Below are 18,611 nucleotides of genomic sequence, written 5' to 3'. Positions count from 1 at the left end.
CATGGGGCAGCTCAGACGCCGTATCGACGGCCCGCAGGATCATCACGAACAAAGAGACGGCGTAGCCTATCGTGATACCCGAACACTGGGCACCCGTATTCTGGGCGGTCTCAGGACCGGGCTATCCGCCGCACCGTTCATCGGATTTGCCGGGCTAGCTGTCACCTGCCCCGCTCTCACAACCCTGCTGGTCCCGCCCGCACTCGCCTATACGGCGTTCGTGCTGACCCGACCGACCATCATGCCCCTGCGCCTGCCGGCCAGTTCAAAACGAAAGGATTTCGGCAACCCGGTGCCAGACCCCAAACGGGTAGGCGTAGACAAGCCCGACAAGGCCAGGGGCGACTGGCTGCTCGGCTGGGATGAAGTCAGTGGGCAGCAGATCTGGGTATCGGGTAGCGACATGACCATGCACGGGGTGCTGCCCGGCGCGACAGGCTCAGGCAAAACCCAGTTCATCTACAGCCTGCTCGCCTCAGCCATGGCGCAGGGAACCGGTTTCACCATCGTGGACGGGAAAGGGTCCAACAACCTCGTCTTCTCATTGCAGGCCCTGCAGGAACACTGGGGCGCAGCCGCCAACATGCGGGTCATCAACTTCCTCGTCTCCAGTGGCGACCGAAAGACCCACACGTGGAACCCCTTCTCGTCCGTCAATCCCGAAGGGATGGCCGAGCTGCTCCGAACACTTTTCCTGCCCGACAAAACTCAGGGCGGCGGTAATTCCGAATATTTTGCGAGCAGAGCCAGTTCCCTGATCGGCGCAATGTCGAACGTTTTCGTGTGGATGCGTGACCATGAGGGCATCCCGATCACAGCCTCGACCATGCGCGCAAATTTCTCCGATATTCAGGCGCTGATCGATCTAACCCGCGGTCAGGACGATACGAACGCCAGCAGACGGTTTCGCTACTTCAGTGCGCGCACTCAAAAGGTCGAGCGTATTCCCCTGCCTGACGACTTCCCTGAGGAGATGCTGCACGACATCAGGTTCTACGTTCAGGAAACCGGTGGCTATTCACAAAAAGCAGGAGATGCAGACGGTCAGGAGAAAGTTCGCCAGCAACATGGCTTCGTCATTGGTGGTTTCGCCAAGACCTTCATGATGATGACCACAACCTACGGACACATCTTCAACTGCGACGTGCCCGATGTTGAACTGACCGATGTCATCTTCAACCGCCGCAACCTGATTGTGCTGCTCCCCTCACTGGAAAACGACCCCGAGACCAATGCGGCAATCGGCAAGACCTTCATCACAGCCCAGCGCTACGCCCTTGCCGCGGCCCTCGGCGCGTCAATCGAAGGCAATTACACTGATCTCGTCGAAAACCGTCCATCCTCGGCCAGCACGCCGTATCTTATGCTCTACGATGAAAGCAATTACTTCGCGACACGCGGCATCGACGTGATGATGGCTCAGGGACGCGAACTGAACGTCTCGATCTGGATGTCCTTTCAGGAAGTAGGATCGCTCTATGCGACACTCGGCCGGGACTGGTCCGTTCCCTTGCTCGGCAACCCCAAACTCAAGATTTTCGAGCAGGTCGAAGACGCCGGCCCCACCCGCGAATGGATTGAGCAGGCAGGTGGCACCATGCAGGTCGGGGTTCTCTCCGGCTATGAAAACACCGAGATCGTCGGTGACTATACGACACAGACCCGTGCGGACATCCGGGAGGTGAAGCGTATTTCATGGAACGACATTCAGGCCCTGAGGCAGGGACAGGCCATCATCATGTTCCGTGGCAAGCGTCTCTACACACGCCTGTTCTATGCGGGGATAAAACCACAGGGGGCGAACCGGCTCTATGCACCCCTGTCCATCGCCCGCAGCGACAAGGCCCTACCGGCATCCCGGACACTACCCAACCCAGAAGATCAGGCCGTAGTCGATGCCCTCATCAAGGGTGCAGATCTGGTCAACCCTGAAAAACTGCCGGCACTACCCGGTCCTCTGGGAGAAATTTACAACCGGATGGCCGTCGTTCTGCAGCACCCGGACTGCACGCAGGACATAAACCTGCTTTTCAACGACCCATTGCCGCCAGACGCCTACGTGCCGTTCCGCGCCCTGTTTCGGGATATGCCAGAGCCCTTCACACGGCCCGCTTCAGGGTCTGGCGGACTCATCAACCCGAATATCGACCGCAAGCTGTTCGAAACCATGGTCCGTTTTGAAATGCGGGCCGGCGCGACAGAGGCAGACGCCCGCAAAAGCATTGCTTCAGCACTCAATCAGGCGGCCGTTTAGGCGGCCTGAGGGTTATCCGCTCCAGACACTGCGCATCCATTAGAATGACAAACCATGGATATTGATTCAGAAAAACAGGCGCTGAAAAACAGGCTTGCCCTCAACAAACACTGCCAGACCGGCCTTATGGCTGAACACAAAGTATTTTTCAGGAACAACGGGCCGCAAGGGTCACCAGAACTCCTCGCGCTGATTTACGCTGACGATCCGTTTTTTGGTTACTGGTACGGGCACATCGTACGGAGCAAAGATGGATACGCATCCATTCTGTCATGGATGACCATCTACGTTAACGCCCCGTTCGAGCAGCTGCTTTTCCGGCGGTATCATTATCACGCGTGCATCCGGCAACGCTACGAACCCTGCTATGCTCAGGCACCCGATGACGTGTTTGCACACTCCGCATCCTTCTCCGAAGCACTGGCGAAGCTGCACGGCATCATCGAGCAATTCGACATCGAAAAACGCTGGCCAGACACGCCAGAATCCGATGACCACATCGATTACCGCATCACAGACGTTTATACGTCAGACTACACGGGAAACACCGGCGACGACTATCCCCTCCTTCCTATGCAGCCCGGATTATTTCTCGCAAAAACGAGTCCTTGATCCAGTCCGCATTGCCGGCCATGCGCGGAGCAAAGGACTTATTGTCGTGACCGGGAACCTGCAGGAGTTTACCAGAGTGAACGGCCTGCGCTGTGAAGACTGGACGGCCGATTAAGGGGGGAAAGCGGAATGTCTGGTGCCAGGAACAGCGAGTAGAAAGCAGCCACTTCTACGGAAAGGATTCACGCCAAATATGCAGAAACGCGGTTCTACTTCGTCATCTATATTTCTATTTGTTCTCAGTCTTACCACAGAACTGGTCTCGGTGGAGTCTGTGGATCTGCTTCGATCTGCGGAGCAAGGTTGCGACTTGAAACGCGGCGTAGCGCCTCACCAGCCACGAACTGCGCGCGCATTGCCAGAACCATCAATTCCGAACGCGTCATCCCGTGTGAGGAGTAGCGCGTGCCAACATAGTCCGGAAATTTCGCGACAGCGCCACGCAACCGATCATCACGCATGGTCGAGACCTCACCAATCAACGCGTCCGCTAACTTGTGGAGATGATGCGAGAGCTTTCTATATCGCGGCTCGCTCCAACCGCACACGGCAAGTGCCCCCTTGAACGCTAACTCGACAGTAAGACAAATCGTCTGTACGGCAGCATCAATGTCAACGTCCCCAGATAGAATGCGGGCCGTTGCTGCCAGAGACGAGCGAGCGTTCGTCAGCAACTGATGTGCATCACCCCCGACATGCGACAAATCGTCCGCGCCGTAAATAAAATCCCACAAATCGGCCACACCATAGAAAGCACGCCAGCCTTGTTCAGGATAATGCTGAAAAATCAACTTCAACTCATTGCACGACATCTTGATGCAGTCGATCGGATTGACGCTGAACTGACCAAAACCGAGAGGAATTTCGACCCGATACATTTGGTCACGAAGCGCCACGCCACCTTCAAACATCACTGGCATCGAGAAATTGCCGGATGGATACAGATCACGATAGATATCCATCAATGGTTTCCATATCGCGTCATCGAATACATTGCATGACAGGTTCTGTGCTTTCATCCATTCAATTGCTACATGCAACGGGCGTTGGTGCAATTTTAAACCCTTTGCAACCAGTTCGTCGTCGCAATTACGTACGAATTCCTTGTCGATCTTTTTCATTTTTGATTGCTTTTGATTGTCAGATGAATTTGTCGCCCCACCACGAACCGGCATTGATATCAGCCGGAACTAAGTTTTTCAGGGTGTTAACTGGCACGCGAGCGTCTACAATGGCGGGATGGGCAGAAGGTTCCCCTCGATAAGAAACGGGCATCCGGAGGTCGAAAATGGGGGACAAAAAGCTTTCCTTTTTTTGGTCACACGAGAACCATAACCTGATAATATTGTATATAGAGAAGCCAATTCGGAGGATTGTTCGAACCCTCCAAATTACACTTTGCTCTACCTACATCCCATCGCGCCTCAGGTCGTTCTACTTGAGGAAGGCGGCAAAGAAGCCGTTACCACTCGGTCCGAAGACATTCTTTCTGTCACTAGTTCAGAGGTAAGAAGAGGTAGGACAGCGTCAAGTTGAGCCTCTGAGGCCGCGACGATGAAGTGCCGGGTGGTATCTACTGTGAACTGGTTATGGTTGGCGACATTGACGGGTGCCTGATTGCCATTGCCCCAAGCTACCGCAAACCGGTTGTCTGGCGATGGTGTTCCAACGAGCATAGCTCTAGGCCCAAGCGCCATAGTGATAAAGTTGTGGGGCTCTTTGTGCACTGTCCAATCCCTGAACGGCTGTTCGTTTATTAACAAGTCTTCCTTAAGTCCCGTAATGATAACGAAACTCCAATTCGCAAACTGCTCATATTTCGCCTGCAAAGTTTTCCTCATCGTCTCAATGGCTAGGCGATGAAGATCTCCGCTATCCACCCCATGTTGCGCCAGCAGCGACATCGCACGATAAGTGTAATATGCGCTTCTAAAGCCCAAAGAAACACACGATCTAATACCTTTCTTGAGAGTTCGGTAAGACGGCTTACGTGTACTTCTACCGTTAGCCGCCTTAAGCAAGTGGCCAAGGCTGCCTTCATCCACGGCAAACTCGTTTTCCAAATCGTCGTTACGGCTTCCGTCCTCTTGCAATGGAACATAAAGATATTCAAATATTGCGAACGAAGCCTTAGATCCTTGGAAAAACTTTTTTTCCTGCTTAGTGACATCGAACGACCAAATCACTGAACTATTTTTGCGAGTTGTCTGCCAATATTCCAGCAGAGCCCTAGTAACTTGATGATTGTTTTTTTTGACGAATTTAGGCATTCATACACTCACATTGATATGGTTTCGATAAATAGCGATCAACCGGCATATAGCAACACATAGGCCCTAACTTAGAACTGAGGGCATGGTCTAATCCTCTCCGGCAGATCTGCCGCAGGCGTCTATAAGTGTTGGGACTTCCAGCCTTCAGATTCGTAAGAAAATCTTGTTCAGTCTAGATTAACGACCAATTGAGGAGCGTCGTAGAGACGGGATCTTTCAATATCCTTATTATAACCAAGGGACGTTATCGTAGAACTAAGCGCGTGTACTATCCGCCAATCTTGGCGCGGGTCAAAGACGACGCTGTCAATCAGATCAACCGCATTAAAATTGAATGGTACTATGTCACTACCAAGGTATCTTTTGCGTGTATCACAGAACAGGATACGAACTTCATGCTCGTGCCTAAACTCCTCCCTTTTTAATAATAGTGAACGGGCGAACTGAATATTACTTCCTCCGTGAGCTAAGTCCGCAAAGCTAAAACTCTTGGCTACGGAAGCGATGTCATTCTGCGTCTTATAATCAACGCGCCCGATAAAGTTTTCTAAAGCAGATATGGTAGCAGATTCGTCGTAAAAGCTGCCGAATAGTTTCCCAACGGTAGTCCCCACACAGACGCCGTCCTTAGCTGGACTGTAAATCCGCCACATGGCGTCACTTTCCGCAACCGTCGTCCAGCATTGCCCGTACCAGCTTTCGCGGATATCGCTGATGTCCACTTCGTTCACGCCGCTGAACACTCGGGCACCAAGGAAAAAGTTCTCAAACGGATCGTCCCAAAGCTTCGGCCTGACAAGGACGTTTTCGCTTTTTTCGAAGAGGTCCAAAACCCGGACTAAAGGAAAAACTCTATAAATCTTCGTATCCATGTCCAAGTCGAACATGTTGTCGGTCATCTTCTGTAGCATTCACGAATTCCCAGTGTAATTGAACACTTCAGTTTAATTCGGATTCAGGGATTGCGATACATTTAGCCATAACAAGGAGGAGCATAATAATTTGTTCGATCTTTAAGACGAAAATGCGCGTCCGCCGTTCCCTTTCCACCCTTCTCATCCAATAGCAACCGTCTACTCTCATCCTCTGTCGACTTCGTGGTGCAACAGTGCTTATGTCTGCTATGCGGCACACTATTCAAACCTCCTCACGCCCGAGATGAGGGCGTAAGCCGCCTGTCTGCTTCATATTCCGTGAGCGGACAGGCTGCATAGAGGGGGAGAACGGATGGTCTGTTGTCAGACGCCGAGATCAGAAAAGCGGCCATTCACGCTACCGCCTATGCTCAAGATACTTATGTATTACGGTTAGGTTCTCGACGCTGCGGCACGTATTATCCGTATGCTGGTCTAGATCGACATACAGGATTCCCAAAGGAGCTGTTATAAGCATTGACTCGTGTGATCCCACTTTCTGAGACCGATGGATCGGATAGTGTCAGGAAGGCAGCAAGGCTGTTTCAGGTGGAACAGGCTGCGTCGATGATGTGCCCCATGCCATCGAAGACAGTAATGGACAGCCAGTTGGCGCGCAGGACTGCCGGACATTCTCGACCGGTTTTCAAATCAGGGCCGTCGTGCTTAATATGCAAGCACTTGAGCGCGGATTCATCTCAAACGTCTATAAAAGAATTGAATATGTCGGGGGAAAACAAAAAAACGAGTTGTTCGGTGTTAATTATCGACTGCCAAGACAAAGGGGAAGACCCTGGCTCCGAGGGCAAGTTTATCCGTCATATGCTCAACCTTATGGGGGTGGCGAACCACTACCATTCTGTGCGCATAAAAACGCAGTTCCTAGAACTGCTATCGTCGGTGCCCTCAGAAGCCGACGTGGTTCACATTGCCACGCATGGGCGCGTAGGAAAGCCCCCTAATAAGAAACGAGAAAAATTCATTGGATTCTGGACGCCTGACGAGAAACACGTGTCGATGCAAGAAATTGCTTCGGCTGGTATTAATCTCGCTGGAAAAACCGTTATCTCGACGGCCTGCCGATCAGGTCAAAAGACGCCGCGTAAAGCGTTTAAACATTCTACACAATGCGAGTATTATATTGCCCCGATCAAAGGCCCATTATTTTACAATGCAGCACTTATGTGTCACATTTTTTACCATAAACACCTAAGCTTGGGTCTAAGTGTTAAACAAGCCTTCTCCGAATATGAAAATCGTTATAAAAATCCGCATGTGTTTTTCCTCGAGTGAGTGGAAGAGGAAATAGATAATTATCCGGCACAAAAGTGATTGTAACTCTCACGCCATCTAACCAAAGAGCGCCGAACGTGCGGCCTCAGTTAGCTTAAGTCGACCATTATTGATAAGAAAGTTAACAAATAACTTAACATCAGCATCCCCCGCTATCCAATGCACTTGATTATTACTTAGGCACGCACGCAATGCCTGCTTAAAGTGGCGACTCTCAAACGATTCCTGCAGCCTCATTAATTTTTCAACAATAGTGTGCGTTGTGGCAAAGTTACCACTCTCGGAAAGTTGCTCGATAAGATTCTCAATATTCTTCGTCTGTTCTGATTTTTCGACGCAGAATTGTTCAAAACTGATAAACGATTCTCTTACATCCCTATTATTGATCAGATTTCCGACTTCACATATTGCGTGAATTTCATCTTCAACCCCGAGGCCCAAAAATCGAACTGCCGAGAGATATGTCACGGGTGATTGTTTGATGACCTCAATGTTCCTGAGCAGGAACTCCTCTAAGTCTTGCCCGGAGCCAAAAAACGAACAATCAGGTTCTATGAGAAATCCAAAAATTTCCTGATCACCGATTGAGGTGATCAGTTCCTTTTCACATGGAAGCCTCTTCATGGTGTTAAGGTAGCCCGCAGGAATAGGAAACATATTCTTGATGTTCCCATTTTCATCTACACTTTGCGCGTGAATTACCTCACTCTCGCCGGAAAGAAAGATAGGCGTGCTAAATGCAGTGAGATTATTGGCAACGCTTAAAGCGCCTATACACTTCCAAACCATCATAGAACGCCCTTATGAACTAGGTATCGACAAACCTTTTCGTAAATTAGTGCTGTATGATCTGCCGCAGCCAAACTGTAAGTGGAATACATAATGATTTCGGCTTTTAGAACATCAGAAATATAATTTCGAACTTCTTCAATATTGACATAACTATCAGAAATAACAACTGCCTCAACCGAACTCGCATCCAAAGTTAATTTTTGGTCACTCTGAATTTCAACAGCGAAACGTCTATCATCTATTGTCGCTAAAGATGTATCTCCAGCCAACTCACGTAGCGCCAGGACCTGAGCATCCAAAAGACTTAACGAGAACTCTGTCTTGAATTTATTCTCATCCTTCGGCTTTAAGCGGAAAAAATCATCAATGCTATCAAAAAATGCTCCAATAATTCTGCGCGGAGTATCTCGGGAGGGAGCGGCCTCAAAATCTGATATACCCATCTTTCGAATATAGTCTGGGTGACGACCCGCTAAGAAAGCACCACTATCAAAGGGGTAGATGCGTTTTATGTTGGAGATCGCTGAAGGCGATAGTAGAAAACAGATAGGCATTTCCCACTGCTTAGATTGTTCAAAGTCCCCTGCTGATTTATATGATGGTTTTCCATAAAAAAAATAATTTAAATCTTCACCTTCAAAGGTATTGCATGGTGTTGGAACAAGTTCAGAAGAACCTATAATACTTTGAAGGTTAAATCCTTGAGTCGTGTGAACTATTGGAAGTTCTGCGCTAGCAACAATATTGTTTTTTTTTAAAAAATCATTCAAACGTGACAAGCCATTAACCTCCCCTACCGTAAATCGTAGTCCCCCATGAATGGCAAATGTAGAGCTGCCTGGGTCAAATTGTCCTGCATTTTTTTTAAACTATCAATCCCTTAAGTTGACGCCATTTTTCATTATCATATCGATATGTCCAATTGGTCGCGTCGTGGTTAGATGCTGTGCGCAGAAAATATACAAATATACATTTAAAATTATTTGTACATTTATCAATGCTGGCGTCTAAACTAACAGCGCAGCGAGTCTATTTTGCGTCATGTGGATACTCGGAACCATGCTATACCAAGTAGAGGTTTCTCGAGAAATTTTAGAAACGCGAACAATCTGCAAGCTTAGGTATTTTTTTTCGAGCGATCCTAACTGATATGCGTTGGAGGATTACCGTTAATGTCTGCTTTCCATTCGACGCACCGGTGCATTAAATGACCGAGATGAGGGCGACTGCCGCCTGTCTGCTGCTGTATCACTGAGCCGACAGGCCGATCAGGGGGGAAACGGAAGGTCGGCTTTGTGTCGGGCGATCGGTAAAACCGGACATTTACATGGACGACTCTCGCGAAGGCTTTCACCCCATTCCGGGCGTTCAAATAGCCTGTGGGACTTTCTGAAAGCCAACATTTTCTCATGAAACAGCCAAGCGCCAACCAATTGATTCAATGTATGTGTTCGAATCCCGCTTGGTGCGCCATCTAAATCTGGCGTATCGAAGGCGGCTACAGCAACCGGTAGCATAGTTACTTCTACTATGATCGCCTAAGACAGAGCAGTAATCGTCTGTTCAGTCGATTGCATGTTTCATATCCCTAAACCAAGTCTAGGGACCGATTTGAGCCTGACCGCCTCGGAAATAAGCGGAAAATTCCCCTTGAAGAGGGATTGAGTATGAATCTGCGAGCGCGGCGACCTGGTAGCCGATTGATTTACGGAGGATCCTAAGCGCGGCCTCGAAGGCCAACCATTCCGGATCGCAGCCGTCACACCGTAAAGTCGTAAGATTGATTTGTTCAACCTCATTGAAGAAATGCCTGATTGTTTGTGTGAGCGCAACAATTACGGCGTCAAGTGGGCTGCCGGCCGCGCAATCCCGGCGAAGTCGAGTGAGGTCGTGCCGTAAGCCGTCAAGCGACATGCGCACACGGTCGGGGAATTCTGCGTCAAACCGCGCCCAGAAGGATCGGCGGTCCTCGATCAGGGCAATAATTTCCTTAGCTACGCCGGGGGTCATGCGCCCCGAACGAAGGAGTTCAATGCTGTTCGACCACCCCTGCTGACGCACTTCAGCGATCATGGCCTCATGGCCGTACTTCCAAGCTCGGAGTTGTTCAACGGTGAAACCACTGCTGTCCTTGTCGACCATATCGCCGCACTCACGGCACAGCCAGAGCCCGTTAGTGCCTGACCGACGTTCCGCTTCACTCTGCGTAGGGTCATATCGCGGCCCAGCCGGCGCGGCCGCGCAGATATGTGCGGCATGTCCTGTTCCCAAGCCGCGTTCGGCATCCGATCGTGGTCCCGCAGTCAACCGAAGGCACCGGGGGTTCGAGCAAAAGTACGCGGCTCGCATGGCGAGTTCGCGCTTTACAGGTAGCGAGAAGTCGTGGCGTGACATTCTTACGGCTCCAGACACGACAGCCACAGGTGCCAGACTGAGATCGGGCCTGGTTCGATATTTGGAGATGAGTGGCCGACATACACGAAGCTTCGGCCATGGCGGGAATGAGCTAAATCCGTGCTAAACGCGCTCACAGCATTTGGAAGAACCTCGATGAGGTAGCCCGGAGGAGTTTCCAACATTGCGCTTGAAAGGAAAGGCGTCAATTTGGTGCCGATCGACGATCCATCACGGACGTAGGCAACCATGAACGCTTCGCGATTCCCCCAAGCATACTCCCCTTCAACAAAGCGGCGGATACCTTTGTCGCAGTATAAGGCCTCCGTTTTAGACGTAGTCGCATCTACGATCTTGGCTTCTATGATTAGTGGAAAGCCTCGGTTTCGGTTCGAAAGATAAATGGATAAGTCCGGACGTTTCTCCAAGTGAGATCCGTCAAAACTGAGACTTTCCTTACCTCGCGTTACACAAAGAACTAGCTGGCCCCACAGAGGATCCTGCTCGATCATCGTGTTGAGCCGCGCTTCCATCAGCGCAGTTATTTCCGCCTCGGTCCCCGATGCGACGGTCGACGGTGAGTGCGTACGGACATCGCTGAATGCGCGAAGCAGGCTCTCGGCAATGACCTCAAGATGGTCGTTCGACACTTCCGGCAGCGGCAAATAGAGACCACGCGTTAGTTCTGCGATTTGGTCGGGGCGTGGGCGGATTGCCGCGACTCTCATGCGTGCGCCCGCCCCTTCAGCAAATCGATATGGGACCAGACGATCCGCTGTGCGAGCAAGCGAGCCTGTGTTTCGCTCCAGTATCGGCGCTGAGCCAGCAGACCAATAAGCAGGCCGCCATTCCCGTCGCGAACTAATATTTCCGACGCAGCCGCGTCGTCCGCAGCTCGAAGCAAGCCTTCCCAATCACTAGATCCTACGGTCCCACGCGCGCCATTGAGCGATGTCCGAACTTCGATACCGCACCAAGGGGAGATCTCTGGCTGAAAGAGATGATCCACAACGAGCTTCGAACCGAATCGCTCACACCAAGGTGCCAGTTCCGCCTCTAAAACCTCCCGAAACCGCGCCTGCTCTGGATGCGTGGGGACGGTCTGGGCGTCCTTCTTGTTCTGTGCGAAAGGAAGATTGGATTCCAGCGTATCGGATATGACCTGTAAGTCGCGTGGGCCGAGGCCGTACAAACGTGCGACCCATTCATCCACGTCGCTCCGTGACTTCTGGTCAGCGACCAACCCATCAAATAGTGCCAACATCTCATTTCGAAGGGATGGTTGGAACGTCCGGAAGTCAGGTAGCGGAATTCGATCCAGCGTCGCTTTTTCGATGACTTCCCGCTCGAAACCGAATTCGCCGCTCGTCACAAGGGCCATCCAGACGGCCAGTTTGCTCCCCAGAATGAGCGTCAGATAGCGGGCAAGGAGATGCGCTTCCGGATACGTGTGCAGGCTATAGCCATAGAACGTTTCATTGAAGACAGCGTCCTTCTCGGAAATCGCTACCCCGATACGTCCCGTAATTACTGGGGGTGATTTGTGAACGACGACAAGGGGACCGGCAAATAGTTCCACCGATCGAGGGTCGTGAATCCTGTCCTTCGAAAAGACGTTGAGGGCCTCGGTGTCGATGGAGACTTCCGTGAAGGACGATGCCGTGATTTCGGGCAAACCGTGGAGATAACTTGCATCAACGCCAGGGAGACCATCGCCCTGCTGGCGTATCCGGCTGCTCGGCCTGAGCTTCTGGTATCCGTTGCCGCTGCCCCGCAAGAGACCGCGCTCGGTGACACCAATCACTTCTCGCCAAAAAGATTCTAACGTTGGATGTCCGTGCGCCCGTATCCGCTCTACGATTCCAAGATCGGCCTTTGTTCCCCGGAACAGGATTTTCAGAATTTCCGGTGTCTCACGAATTTGCTGCGACGGCACTAGTTCAGCGTTCAGCGCATCAATACGCATGCCACCGGCTTGGTTTAGCGAATCTTCAAACCTCGGACTGATAAGACGAAAGCCAGCGCTTGCCTCAGGCGTCTTATTGGTAGCGAGCAGAATGCAGAAGGGTGCGGAAATCTCGGGCCAGACCTTCGTCTGCCGTAGTTCCACACCATTTATGATCGAGGTGACGTCCAGAGCCTCAAATAGCGACTGGCGGGCCTCGATCATGCCATCACCCTGCTGGAAAAGTAGCCGCGCATGAAGCGCGAAGGCGATTTGCCCATCTGGTTTCGCCCATTCCATTGCGCGCCATACGAAGGGAAGATCGAGCCCCTCATTCGGCAATGGGGGCGACGTGATCGAGATTTTCCTGCCGGCTGCAATACGAGAAACCGTTGCTCGCACCAAATTCCAATCTTGCAACCCTGTGCCGCTCGCCCAAGGCGGATTGCCTATGACAAGATCGTAGCGTCCGACATGCTCGTCGCCCACGAGCGGTCCCAGACTTCCTAGTTCGGTGCCTTCGGTTTCGTTCTCGACCTGAACTCGATGCAGCACCTTCCCGCGCAAATCCTTGAATTTCAGCTTGTCGACCGGCCTCGGATTAGGGTCCAACTCAATAGACATCAGATACAAACCCAGCGCTGCGAAGCGAAGCGCGGCTTCATTGATGTCGAAACCGACGATCTGATCATAAAGTATCGAACGGAGAGCCTTTGTATCCGGCCGTTTCCCATCTGCGCGCCAATGCTCTGCCACTAGCTCACGAAATGCCGTCAGCAGGAACACTCCGGCTCCAGCCGCTGGATCGAGGATTTTTGCCTTCTGGGTTGCGTCCTGCCGTTCCAGTGCGCGAAAGGACGCTCGCACCATCAGATCGGCAATCGGCCGGGGTGTATAATAACCACCTTCGCGCCGTTGACGCAGCGGAGCATGATTTCGCAAGTAGAGTTCGTAGGCTTGGCTCAGGACTCCGACAGGAATATGCGCGAAGTCAAGATTGTCCCATTTCTCTTCCCAACCCAGATAAAGTTGGCTTTCCGGCGATCTCCGAAGAATGTCACCCAATATATGATAGGCGCGATCCGGAAGTTTTTGAAATATCCCATCCGATAGAGGAAGAAGATCGCCGTTGAACGTCGTATCAAGCCAAGTCGATGTCTCCTCGGCAACCTCACGACTGTCAAACATGCTGGCTGCAGTATTCGTGTCGGAAACACTACTTGGCAACAGCCCACGGTCAGCCAGAAAGCGGGTGAAGAGGGCACGGCCAACAAGCGAGATCGCGTCTTCATCGGACATGCCGTCAAGCTCGGTCAGTCTTGTTATCGAGCCCGTAAGCAGATTAAGGACTACATTGGAAATCCAGTTGCTCTGGTTGATCGCTGCTTTGGGGCGGATGTTGCCGAGGCGCGCGATCGCTGCGGATCGAGCATTGTCGCCATCACCTAAGTCCACCCGCGCCTGTGCAGGCGATTTCCGGTCAAGTGCAACTCGAAAGACGTCGAGCCGCCCCGTAGCGATGACTCCTAGATAGGGCGCGTCACCGCGCATGGCGAGCAGCCGTCTAATCTTATGAAGCTGATCGTCTCCTTGTAGAGAGTCTGCATCAACCAGAAAGATCAGCGGGGCGCCCTGCCATTCATAAATGGCGCTTACGACGCCCAATATATCGCCGCCACGCTGCCGTGCCGTCAGGAGCGATGCATAGGGCAGCAAGTCCGGTCCATCGCTGTCCAGCAGGCGCAGAGCTGCCGGATCAGCGCCAAAGTCAACGAGCGCGGTCGCTATGTCAGCCATCGAACTTCCCCGCATCGCAGCCGAACGTAAAGATGACGATGGTGAAGCGAGCCGTCATGCCTTCAAATCCAAATTATTCTGGCGATCACCACCAAAATGGCCCTGACGAGCGCCACCACGGGGTTTCTTTAGTGTAACTCCTACTTTCGACATGATCCGTCGATAGTCCCCGCCCATTTCGCTGACCGAAACAATGAGGACGGCAATGAGCGAGAGATGTGTAGGAACCTCGCCAGTGCGCGCATAATTGGAGATCGAGTTCGGATTCATACCAGTGAGTTCAGCGAACGCGCGAACGCTCAACCCAGCCTTCCCAAGCTCAGCAATGAATTCGGTATAAAGCATAGGGCGCTATTCCACACATATTAATGTAACCTATCACATAGATTTATGTATGCAAAGGGCTCCGAGAGTAACTTGCCCTGTGCGGGGCGCAGGCACTCCAGCTTGTTTGAAGCCAGAAGAGTTTGACATTGCCGTTACGTGATCAAGTTCACACAGTGCCGTCCGTCCCGGTCTGATGCAGTTCCTTCGGACGCCGCGGTTGCTGAAAGGAACATTGATGTCGGGCATATGGGCACCTCAGAGAGCTACAGCGTAGACATAGTGCCCATCATCATTGGGTAGGTGCGCTTAATGAGATTCGAACCTCGAAGGAGAAGAATGCATGCGCAAGTCCGTTACCCGCCTTTGCCAGCAGAGCGTCGGATGATTCATGTCGGCTTTCGGGAAACTCTCCCAACCGCTCGCATGCCCGACATGAGGGCGACTGCGGCCTGTCTGCTCTGTTTCCATTGAGCAGACAGGCAGTTTAAAAAGGACAGCCGGCGAACAATCGGCGGCTGGCCGGGGCGTTTATCCAGCCCAGCCATGCACCCCTTTCCACGCCTCGTTTAGCAAGCTCCCGGCAACAGCCCGATCTGACGCGGAGCCTTCCAGTGCCGGGTGTCGCAGAACAGCATAGTAGATTTCGCTCATATCCTCTGTGGTCGCGTCATCACGCATCCAGCCGCAGGCACGCAACTGGTTGATGACCTGGCGGTTCAGCTCGGCATGTCTGGCCCGGAACGCTTCATAAGCCTCCTGAGTGTCCAGCTGCTCCGCTTCCCGTTCCACATGAATGAGGGGCAACGCCCGTGCTACGATCTCTTCCACCAGCGGGTTACTCATGATCAACTCCCATATCCGTTGAAGGCCGCACCACACCGCCCTTAGACCGGTTCGACGCTGGCGTTTGTGTCCTGTCCTGAAACAGATCCTTTTCAGCCCCCCGCTGTGCGACAAGCCTGTTGGCCCGCTCAGCCGCATCCTGCGCGATAAGCGCCTGGCGCCTGAGATTGCGGCCCAGATCATCCCATCGCTCAGTGGGAACTTTGCGCAGCGACACAGATGCTGCCCGGCTCCGCGCCCGCTCCCCAGGCTGTTGCTCATCCTCCTCAATCTCTTCCCGACCCCGCTCACGACGGATCCACTCGATCTGGCCCTGACGGATCTTCATTCCCTCGCCCGTCAGGTCAATAGCAACAGACTTGTAAGGGTGCTTGCCCATGTCGCCCGCAACGCGGTTCAGCAGATCCTCATACGTCACAGGCGTCTTGTCCCCCAGCGGTCTGGAAAAGGTCTCGGCTTCACGTACAGACGCCTCGCTAACCATTGTCCATGCCGCATGGACATGCCGGCTTTCCGCGACATAGGCCGTAAACCCCGTCATCGACGAACTGCCCCGTGGTAGCGCATTGATATGCTCGTCCGATGTCGCCCCCTGCGCCGCGTCAATTGTCATCGCATGACCAAAGCCGAGTGCAATGCGGCCCGTCTGCCGGTCCGCCAAAGAGTCCCATGGCACCATGCCCTCGGTGCCGGCACGGTTCCTGAGCATCAGGCCCTGTTTTGTCCAGCCCAGAACATCGACAAAATCACCATTTGAGCCCAGTTCCAGCCAGCGTGGGCCATAGGAGCGCTGAGCGTGACACCGCACCTTGCTGAAAAGCCTCAACCGGTCGCCAACCGCAATCGGCAGATCATAGGTCTCCCCCCTCTGGTCAATGGCTGCTCGGACGATCTCCTCTTTCCCAACCTCCCCGCGTTCACGCAGCCGCTCACGCACCGCCATGCTCAGCGCCATGACGTCCTCATTCGTGGGAGCGGACATCGTAATGCCGCGCGTGCTCCCGGACGCGCGGAGCATGTCGCGGCGCTTCAGGTAGAACTCCGCAATATTTGCGACAACCTGCGCGTGATCACCGCCGACCAGACTGAACGTCCCGTCTGCCCGCTTGAGGTCTATCGCCTTACGCGCACGCTGCGCGTCCTCGGCATTCTGCTCTTCTTCCGATTTCGTCATATCGCGGCCTGTTCCACGAAACAGACCCGCGATCATCCGGCCGCGCTCGGTTTTCTGACGGATGGTGCTCAGCAACTCAAACCGCACGCCCGCAGGCACGGAACGCATCATCAATTCCACGCTGTCGCCCGCTTCAATAGCCTGTGCCTGCTCACGGTCCGCAATGATCCGCATGGAAAAGCCCACCTCCTTCTGCAGCCGCAGGAGCTTGAGCATCTGGATCGGTGCGATCTGGCTGCCCTCGTCAATGATGAGAACCGAGTTAGGCGCAATCGCCAGCCGACCCGCCTCGATTTCACGCAAAAGGGGGGACAGTGCAACCGTCCGCTCCACCCCGGCATCCTTGAGTGCATCCGCCTGTCGCCAGGCCATGGCCGTACCGATAACCTGCCGCCCTTCCTCCTTCCATGCTGTGACCAGCGGCGACAGGAGCGCCGTCTTCCCCGACCCAGCCGCCCCTGTCAGAAAGCCAAGCCGCCCAGAAAGCCCAAGACCATAAATAGCCGCAAGCTGGGCGCGACCGTGATCGGGTTCGCGGTCAAAATCCAGACCGGACGCCTCAATCGCCTTTTGCAGCGCCTCGCGCGACAACGCCCCATCCGTGTTGCGCGCCGCCAGTGCTACCAGTTCGGAGAACTCTTTCTCGACACTGATCTGGAACTGGGACGTGACACGCTCACGCCCGTGCAGCGTTTGGACGACAAGCGGGGTCCGCTCCCCTTCCAGCACGACACCTCGTTGCAAAATCATGTCGCGAACATGGTCCATATCGCCCGGCTCGTGAATTCCGGCCGCAATCAGGCCGTGGGCTGCGTGCATCCTGAGCACGTCCAGATCGAGAACCGCACTACTCTTGAAGTCTTCCGCAACCAGCCGGGCCGCAATCACATAAGCTTCCTCAAACCGTTCAGCATCGGTCTTCGTCGCATACACCGTATCCGTCAGCGAGGTCGTGTGCTTCCAACCCAGTTCTTCAGCCTGCTCCCGCCAGATCTCGCGATCGTTGCTCCCGGTATATTTCTTCGCCCGATAGGCCAGATTGGCCTGATGCAGCACCTTAAATTTCTGGTCGGCCGACATCGTCTTCCAGTCGCCACCCTGCCGCGCGACAAAAGCCTTCGCCTGCTTTTCGGCCTGCTTGCTCCGTTTGGAAAACGCCTCGCAGACCTCTTTGGAGATGTCGTCAATGACGATCGCCCGGCCTCGGGCGTCAATGCTGACCTTGATCCCCAGTTCGCGGAGCAGCTGGGCGAGCTGCGCCTGAAAATAGGCCCCAAAGATATGGGGCATCGTTTTCGTGATCCGGGCTGAATCCAGAGAGCCGACATGTCCGTCTGCCGTGGCCACCATGTTCAACAGGATGTTATGGATATGCGCCTGCGGATCACCGGGCACTGGAATTTCGACCGACGCCGTCGGGCCTGACACACCATCCTGAATCTGCATAGCGGGACGGGCCGCATAGTGTCGGAAGGACACCCAACCAACCTCCCCCTGCTCCTCGACCTGCACGCCATTCACCATCCGTCGCGCCCAGCCCAGTTCCGCCGCTATCAGCATGAGGGCGCGATCATTCGCGGTATGGATGGCGTGCCAGATCAGCGCCTGCTCAGCCTTCGTGGACGCAAACTCGGCGGCGAGCGTGACTGACTTGTCGGGCGAAGCCGTAAAATCAAACCCGGAGATGGTGCGCTTGCGACCGCCTGCCTTCCGCCCTGCCTGTTTGGTTGTCTTCTCCCCCTCAATGTCATGCCATTCCTCGCCGGTATCGGCACGCTTGGCTTCGAACAGATTGCAGAGGGCTTCATCCGTGGGCGGAGCCGTCAGATCAATGCCGAGTGCGCGGGCCGCGAGCGGGCCGATGCCAGGCCCCCAGTCGCCACGCCCTTCCCGGCCAGTATAGTAGTTGTTGAGACGTCCGCCCTTTTCTTGGCCGCCGTCCGGCGACACTTCAGCCCCAGGCGCGGCATCCATCTGATGCTCGCGCAAATAG

Annotated in this window: 14 protein-coding genes and 2 pseudogenes; 4 read left to right on the top strand and 12 right to left on the bottom strand. The window is 53.6% G+C overall.

Annotated elements, in window-relative coordinates; translation table 11 throughout:
* Position 1: 1 nt before the first annotated feature.
* The 3 genes and pseudogenes from GOB83_RS11975 to GOB83_RS15005 all read left to right on the top strand — a co-directional run.
* Complete coding sequence (locus tag GOB83_RS11975) at positions 2 to 2,254, top strand: type IV secretion system DNA-binding domain-containing protein (protein WP_165926233.1); 2,253 nt, start codon at positions 2 to 4, stop codon at positions 2,252 to 2,254.
* 54 nt (positions 2,255 to 2,308) lie between these two features.
* Complete coding sequence (locus tag GOB83_RS11970) at positions 2,309 to 2,866, top strand: hypothetical protein (protein ID WP_165926223.1); 558 nt, start codon at positions 2,309 to 2,311, stop codon at positions 2,864 to 2,866.
* Positions 2,867 to 2,876: 10 nt separating this feature from the next.
* Positions 2,877 to 2,981, top strand: a pseudogene (locus tag GOB83_RS15005) (VapC toxin family PIN domain ribonuclease); the annotation flags it as partial.
* A gap of 130 nt (positions 2,982 to 3,111) precedes the next feature.
* Here GOB83_RS15005 and GOB83_RS11960 read toward each other — a convergent pair.
* The 4 genes and pseudogenes from GOB83_RS11960 to GOB83_RS11945 all read right to left on the bottom strand — a co-directional run.
* Complete coding sequence (locus GOB83_RS11960; RefSeq protein ID WP_165926232.1) at positions 3,112 to 3,987, bottom strand: hypothetical protein; 876 nt, start codon at positions 3,985 to 3,987, stop codon at positions 3,112 to 3,114.
* A gap of 303 nt (positions 3,988 to 4,290) precedes the next feature.
* Positions 4,291 to 5,136: a DUF4238 domain-containing protein gene (locus tag GOB83_RS11955; protein ID WP_165926231.1), complete on the bottom strand. Its 846-nt coding sequence runs from the start codon at positions 5,134 to 5,136 to the stop codon at positions 4,291 to 4,293.
* A 170-nt stretch (positions 5,137 to 5,306) separates the two neighbouring features.
* Positions 5,307 to 6,038, bottom strand: a complete 732-nt coding sequence (locus GOB83_RS11950) for a DUF2971 domain-containing protein (protein WP_165926230.1) — start codon at positions 6,036 to 6,038, stop codon at positions 5,307 to 5,309.
* Between the two features lie 483 nt (positions 6,039 to 6,521).
* Positions 6,522 to 6,696, bottom strand: a pseudogene (locus GOB83_RS11945) (IS630 family transposase); the annotation flags it as partial.
* Positions 6,697 to 6,776: 80 nt separating this feature from the next.
* Between GOB83_RS11945 and GOB83_RS11940 the strand changes: the two are divergent.
* Entirely contained in the window at positions 6,777 to 7,346 is a 570-nt protein-coding gene (locus GOB83_RS11940; RefSeq protein ID WP_165926229.1) for a CHAT domain-containing protein, read from the top strand.
* A gap of 57 nt (positions 7,347 to 7,403) precedes the next feature.
* Here GOB83_RS11940 and GOB83_RS11935 read toward each other — a convergent pair whose 3' ends face one another.
* The 8 genes from GOB83_RS11935 to mobF all read right to left on the bottom strand — a co-directional run bounded on the left by GOB83_RS11935 (position 7,404) and on the right by mobF (position 18,568).
* Positions 7,404 to 8,138, bottom strand: coding sequence for a hypothetical protein (locus tag GOB83_RS11935; protein WP_165926228.1), 735 nt, complete (start codon positions 8,136 to 8,138; stop codon positions 7,404 to 7,406).
* Positions 8,135 to 8,917 (bottom strand): hypothetical protein, encoded by a 783-nt coding sequence (locus GOB83_RS11930; protein ID WP_165926227.1) that lies wholly within the window; start codon positions 8,915 to 8,917, stop codon positions 8,135 to 8,137. The genes GOB83_RS11935 and GOB83_RS11930 overlap by 4 nt, the downstream gene beginning before the upstream one ends.
* Before the next feature lie 820 nt (positions 8,918 to 9,737).
* A complete protein-coding gene (locus GOB83_RS11925) occupies positions 9,738 to 10,280 on the bottom strand; it encodes a hypothetical protein (RefSeq protein WP_198912009.1) in 543 nt (180 codons plus the stop codon).
* Between the two features lie 254 nt (positions 10,281 to 10,534).
* Positions 10,535 to 11,260, bottom strand: coding sequence for a hypothetical protein (locus GOB83_RS11920; protein WP_198912008.1), 726 nt, complete (start codon positions 11,258 to 11,260; stop codon positions 10,535 to 10,537).
* A complete protein-coding gene (locus GOB83_RS11915) occupies positions 11,257 to 14,274 on the bottom strand; it encodes an HsdM family class I SAM-dependent methyltransferase (protein ID WP_165926226.1) in 3,018 nt (1,005 codons plus the stop codon). The genes GOB83_RS11920 and GOB83_RS11915 overlap by 4 nt, the downstream gene beginning before the upstream one ends.
* A gap of 54 nt (positions 14,275 to 14,328) precedes the next feature.
* Positions 14,329 to 14,619: a DNA-binding protein gene (locus GOB83_RS11910; RefSeq protein WP_099213570.1), complete on the bottom strand. Its 291-nt coding sequence runs from the start codon at positions 14,617 to 14,619 to the stop codon at positions 14,329 to 14,331.
* Positions 14,620 to 15,129: 510 nt separating this feature from the next.
* Positions 15,130 to 15,444 carry a hypothetical protein gene (locus GOB83_RS11905; RefSeq protein ID WP_165926225.1) on the bottom strand — a complete coding sequence of 105 codons (315 nt, stop codon included), beginning with the start codon at positions 15,442 to 15,444 and terminating at the stop codon, positions 15,130 to 15,132.
* Positions 15,437 to 18,568: a MobF family relaxase gene (gene mobF / locus GOB83_RS11900; RefSeq protein ID WP_338420633.1), complete on the bottom strand. Its 3,132-nt coding sequence runs from the start codon at positions 18,566 to 18,568 to the stop codon at positions 15,437 to 15,439. The genes GOB83_RS11905 and mobF overlap by 8 nt, the downstream gene beginning before the upstream one ends.
* Positions 18,569 to 18,611 lie beyond the last annotated feature (43 nt).

Source organism: Acetobacter fabarum (assembly GCF_011516925.1).
Lineage (GTDB): Bacteria > Pseudomonadota > Alphaproteobacteria > Acetobacterales > Acetobacteraceae > Acetobacter > Acetobacter fabarum.
This window is presented reverse-complemented; position numbering and strand designations above follow the sequence as displayed.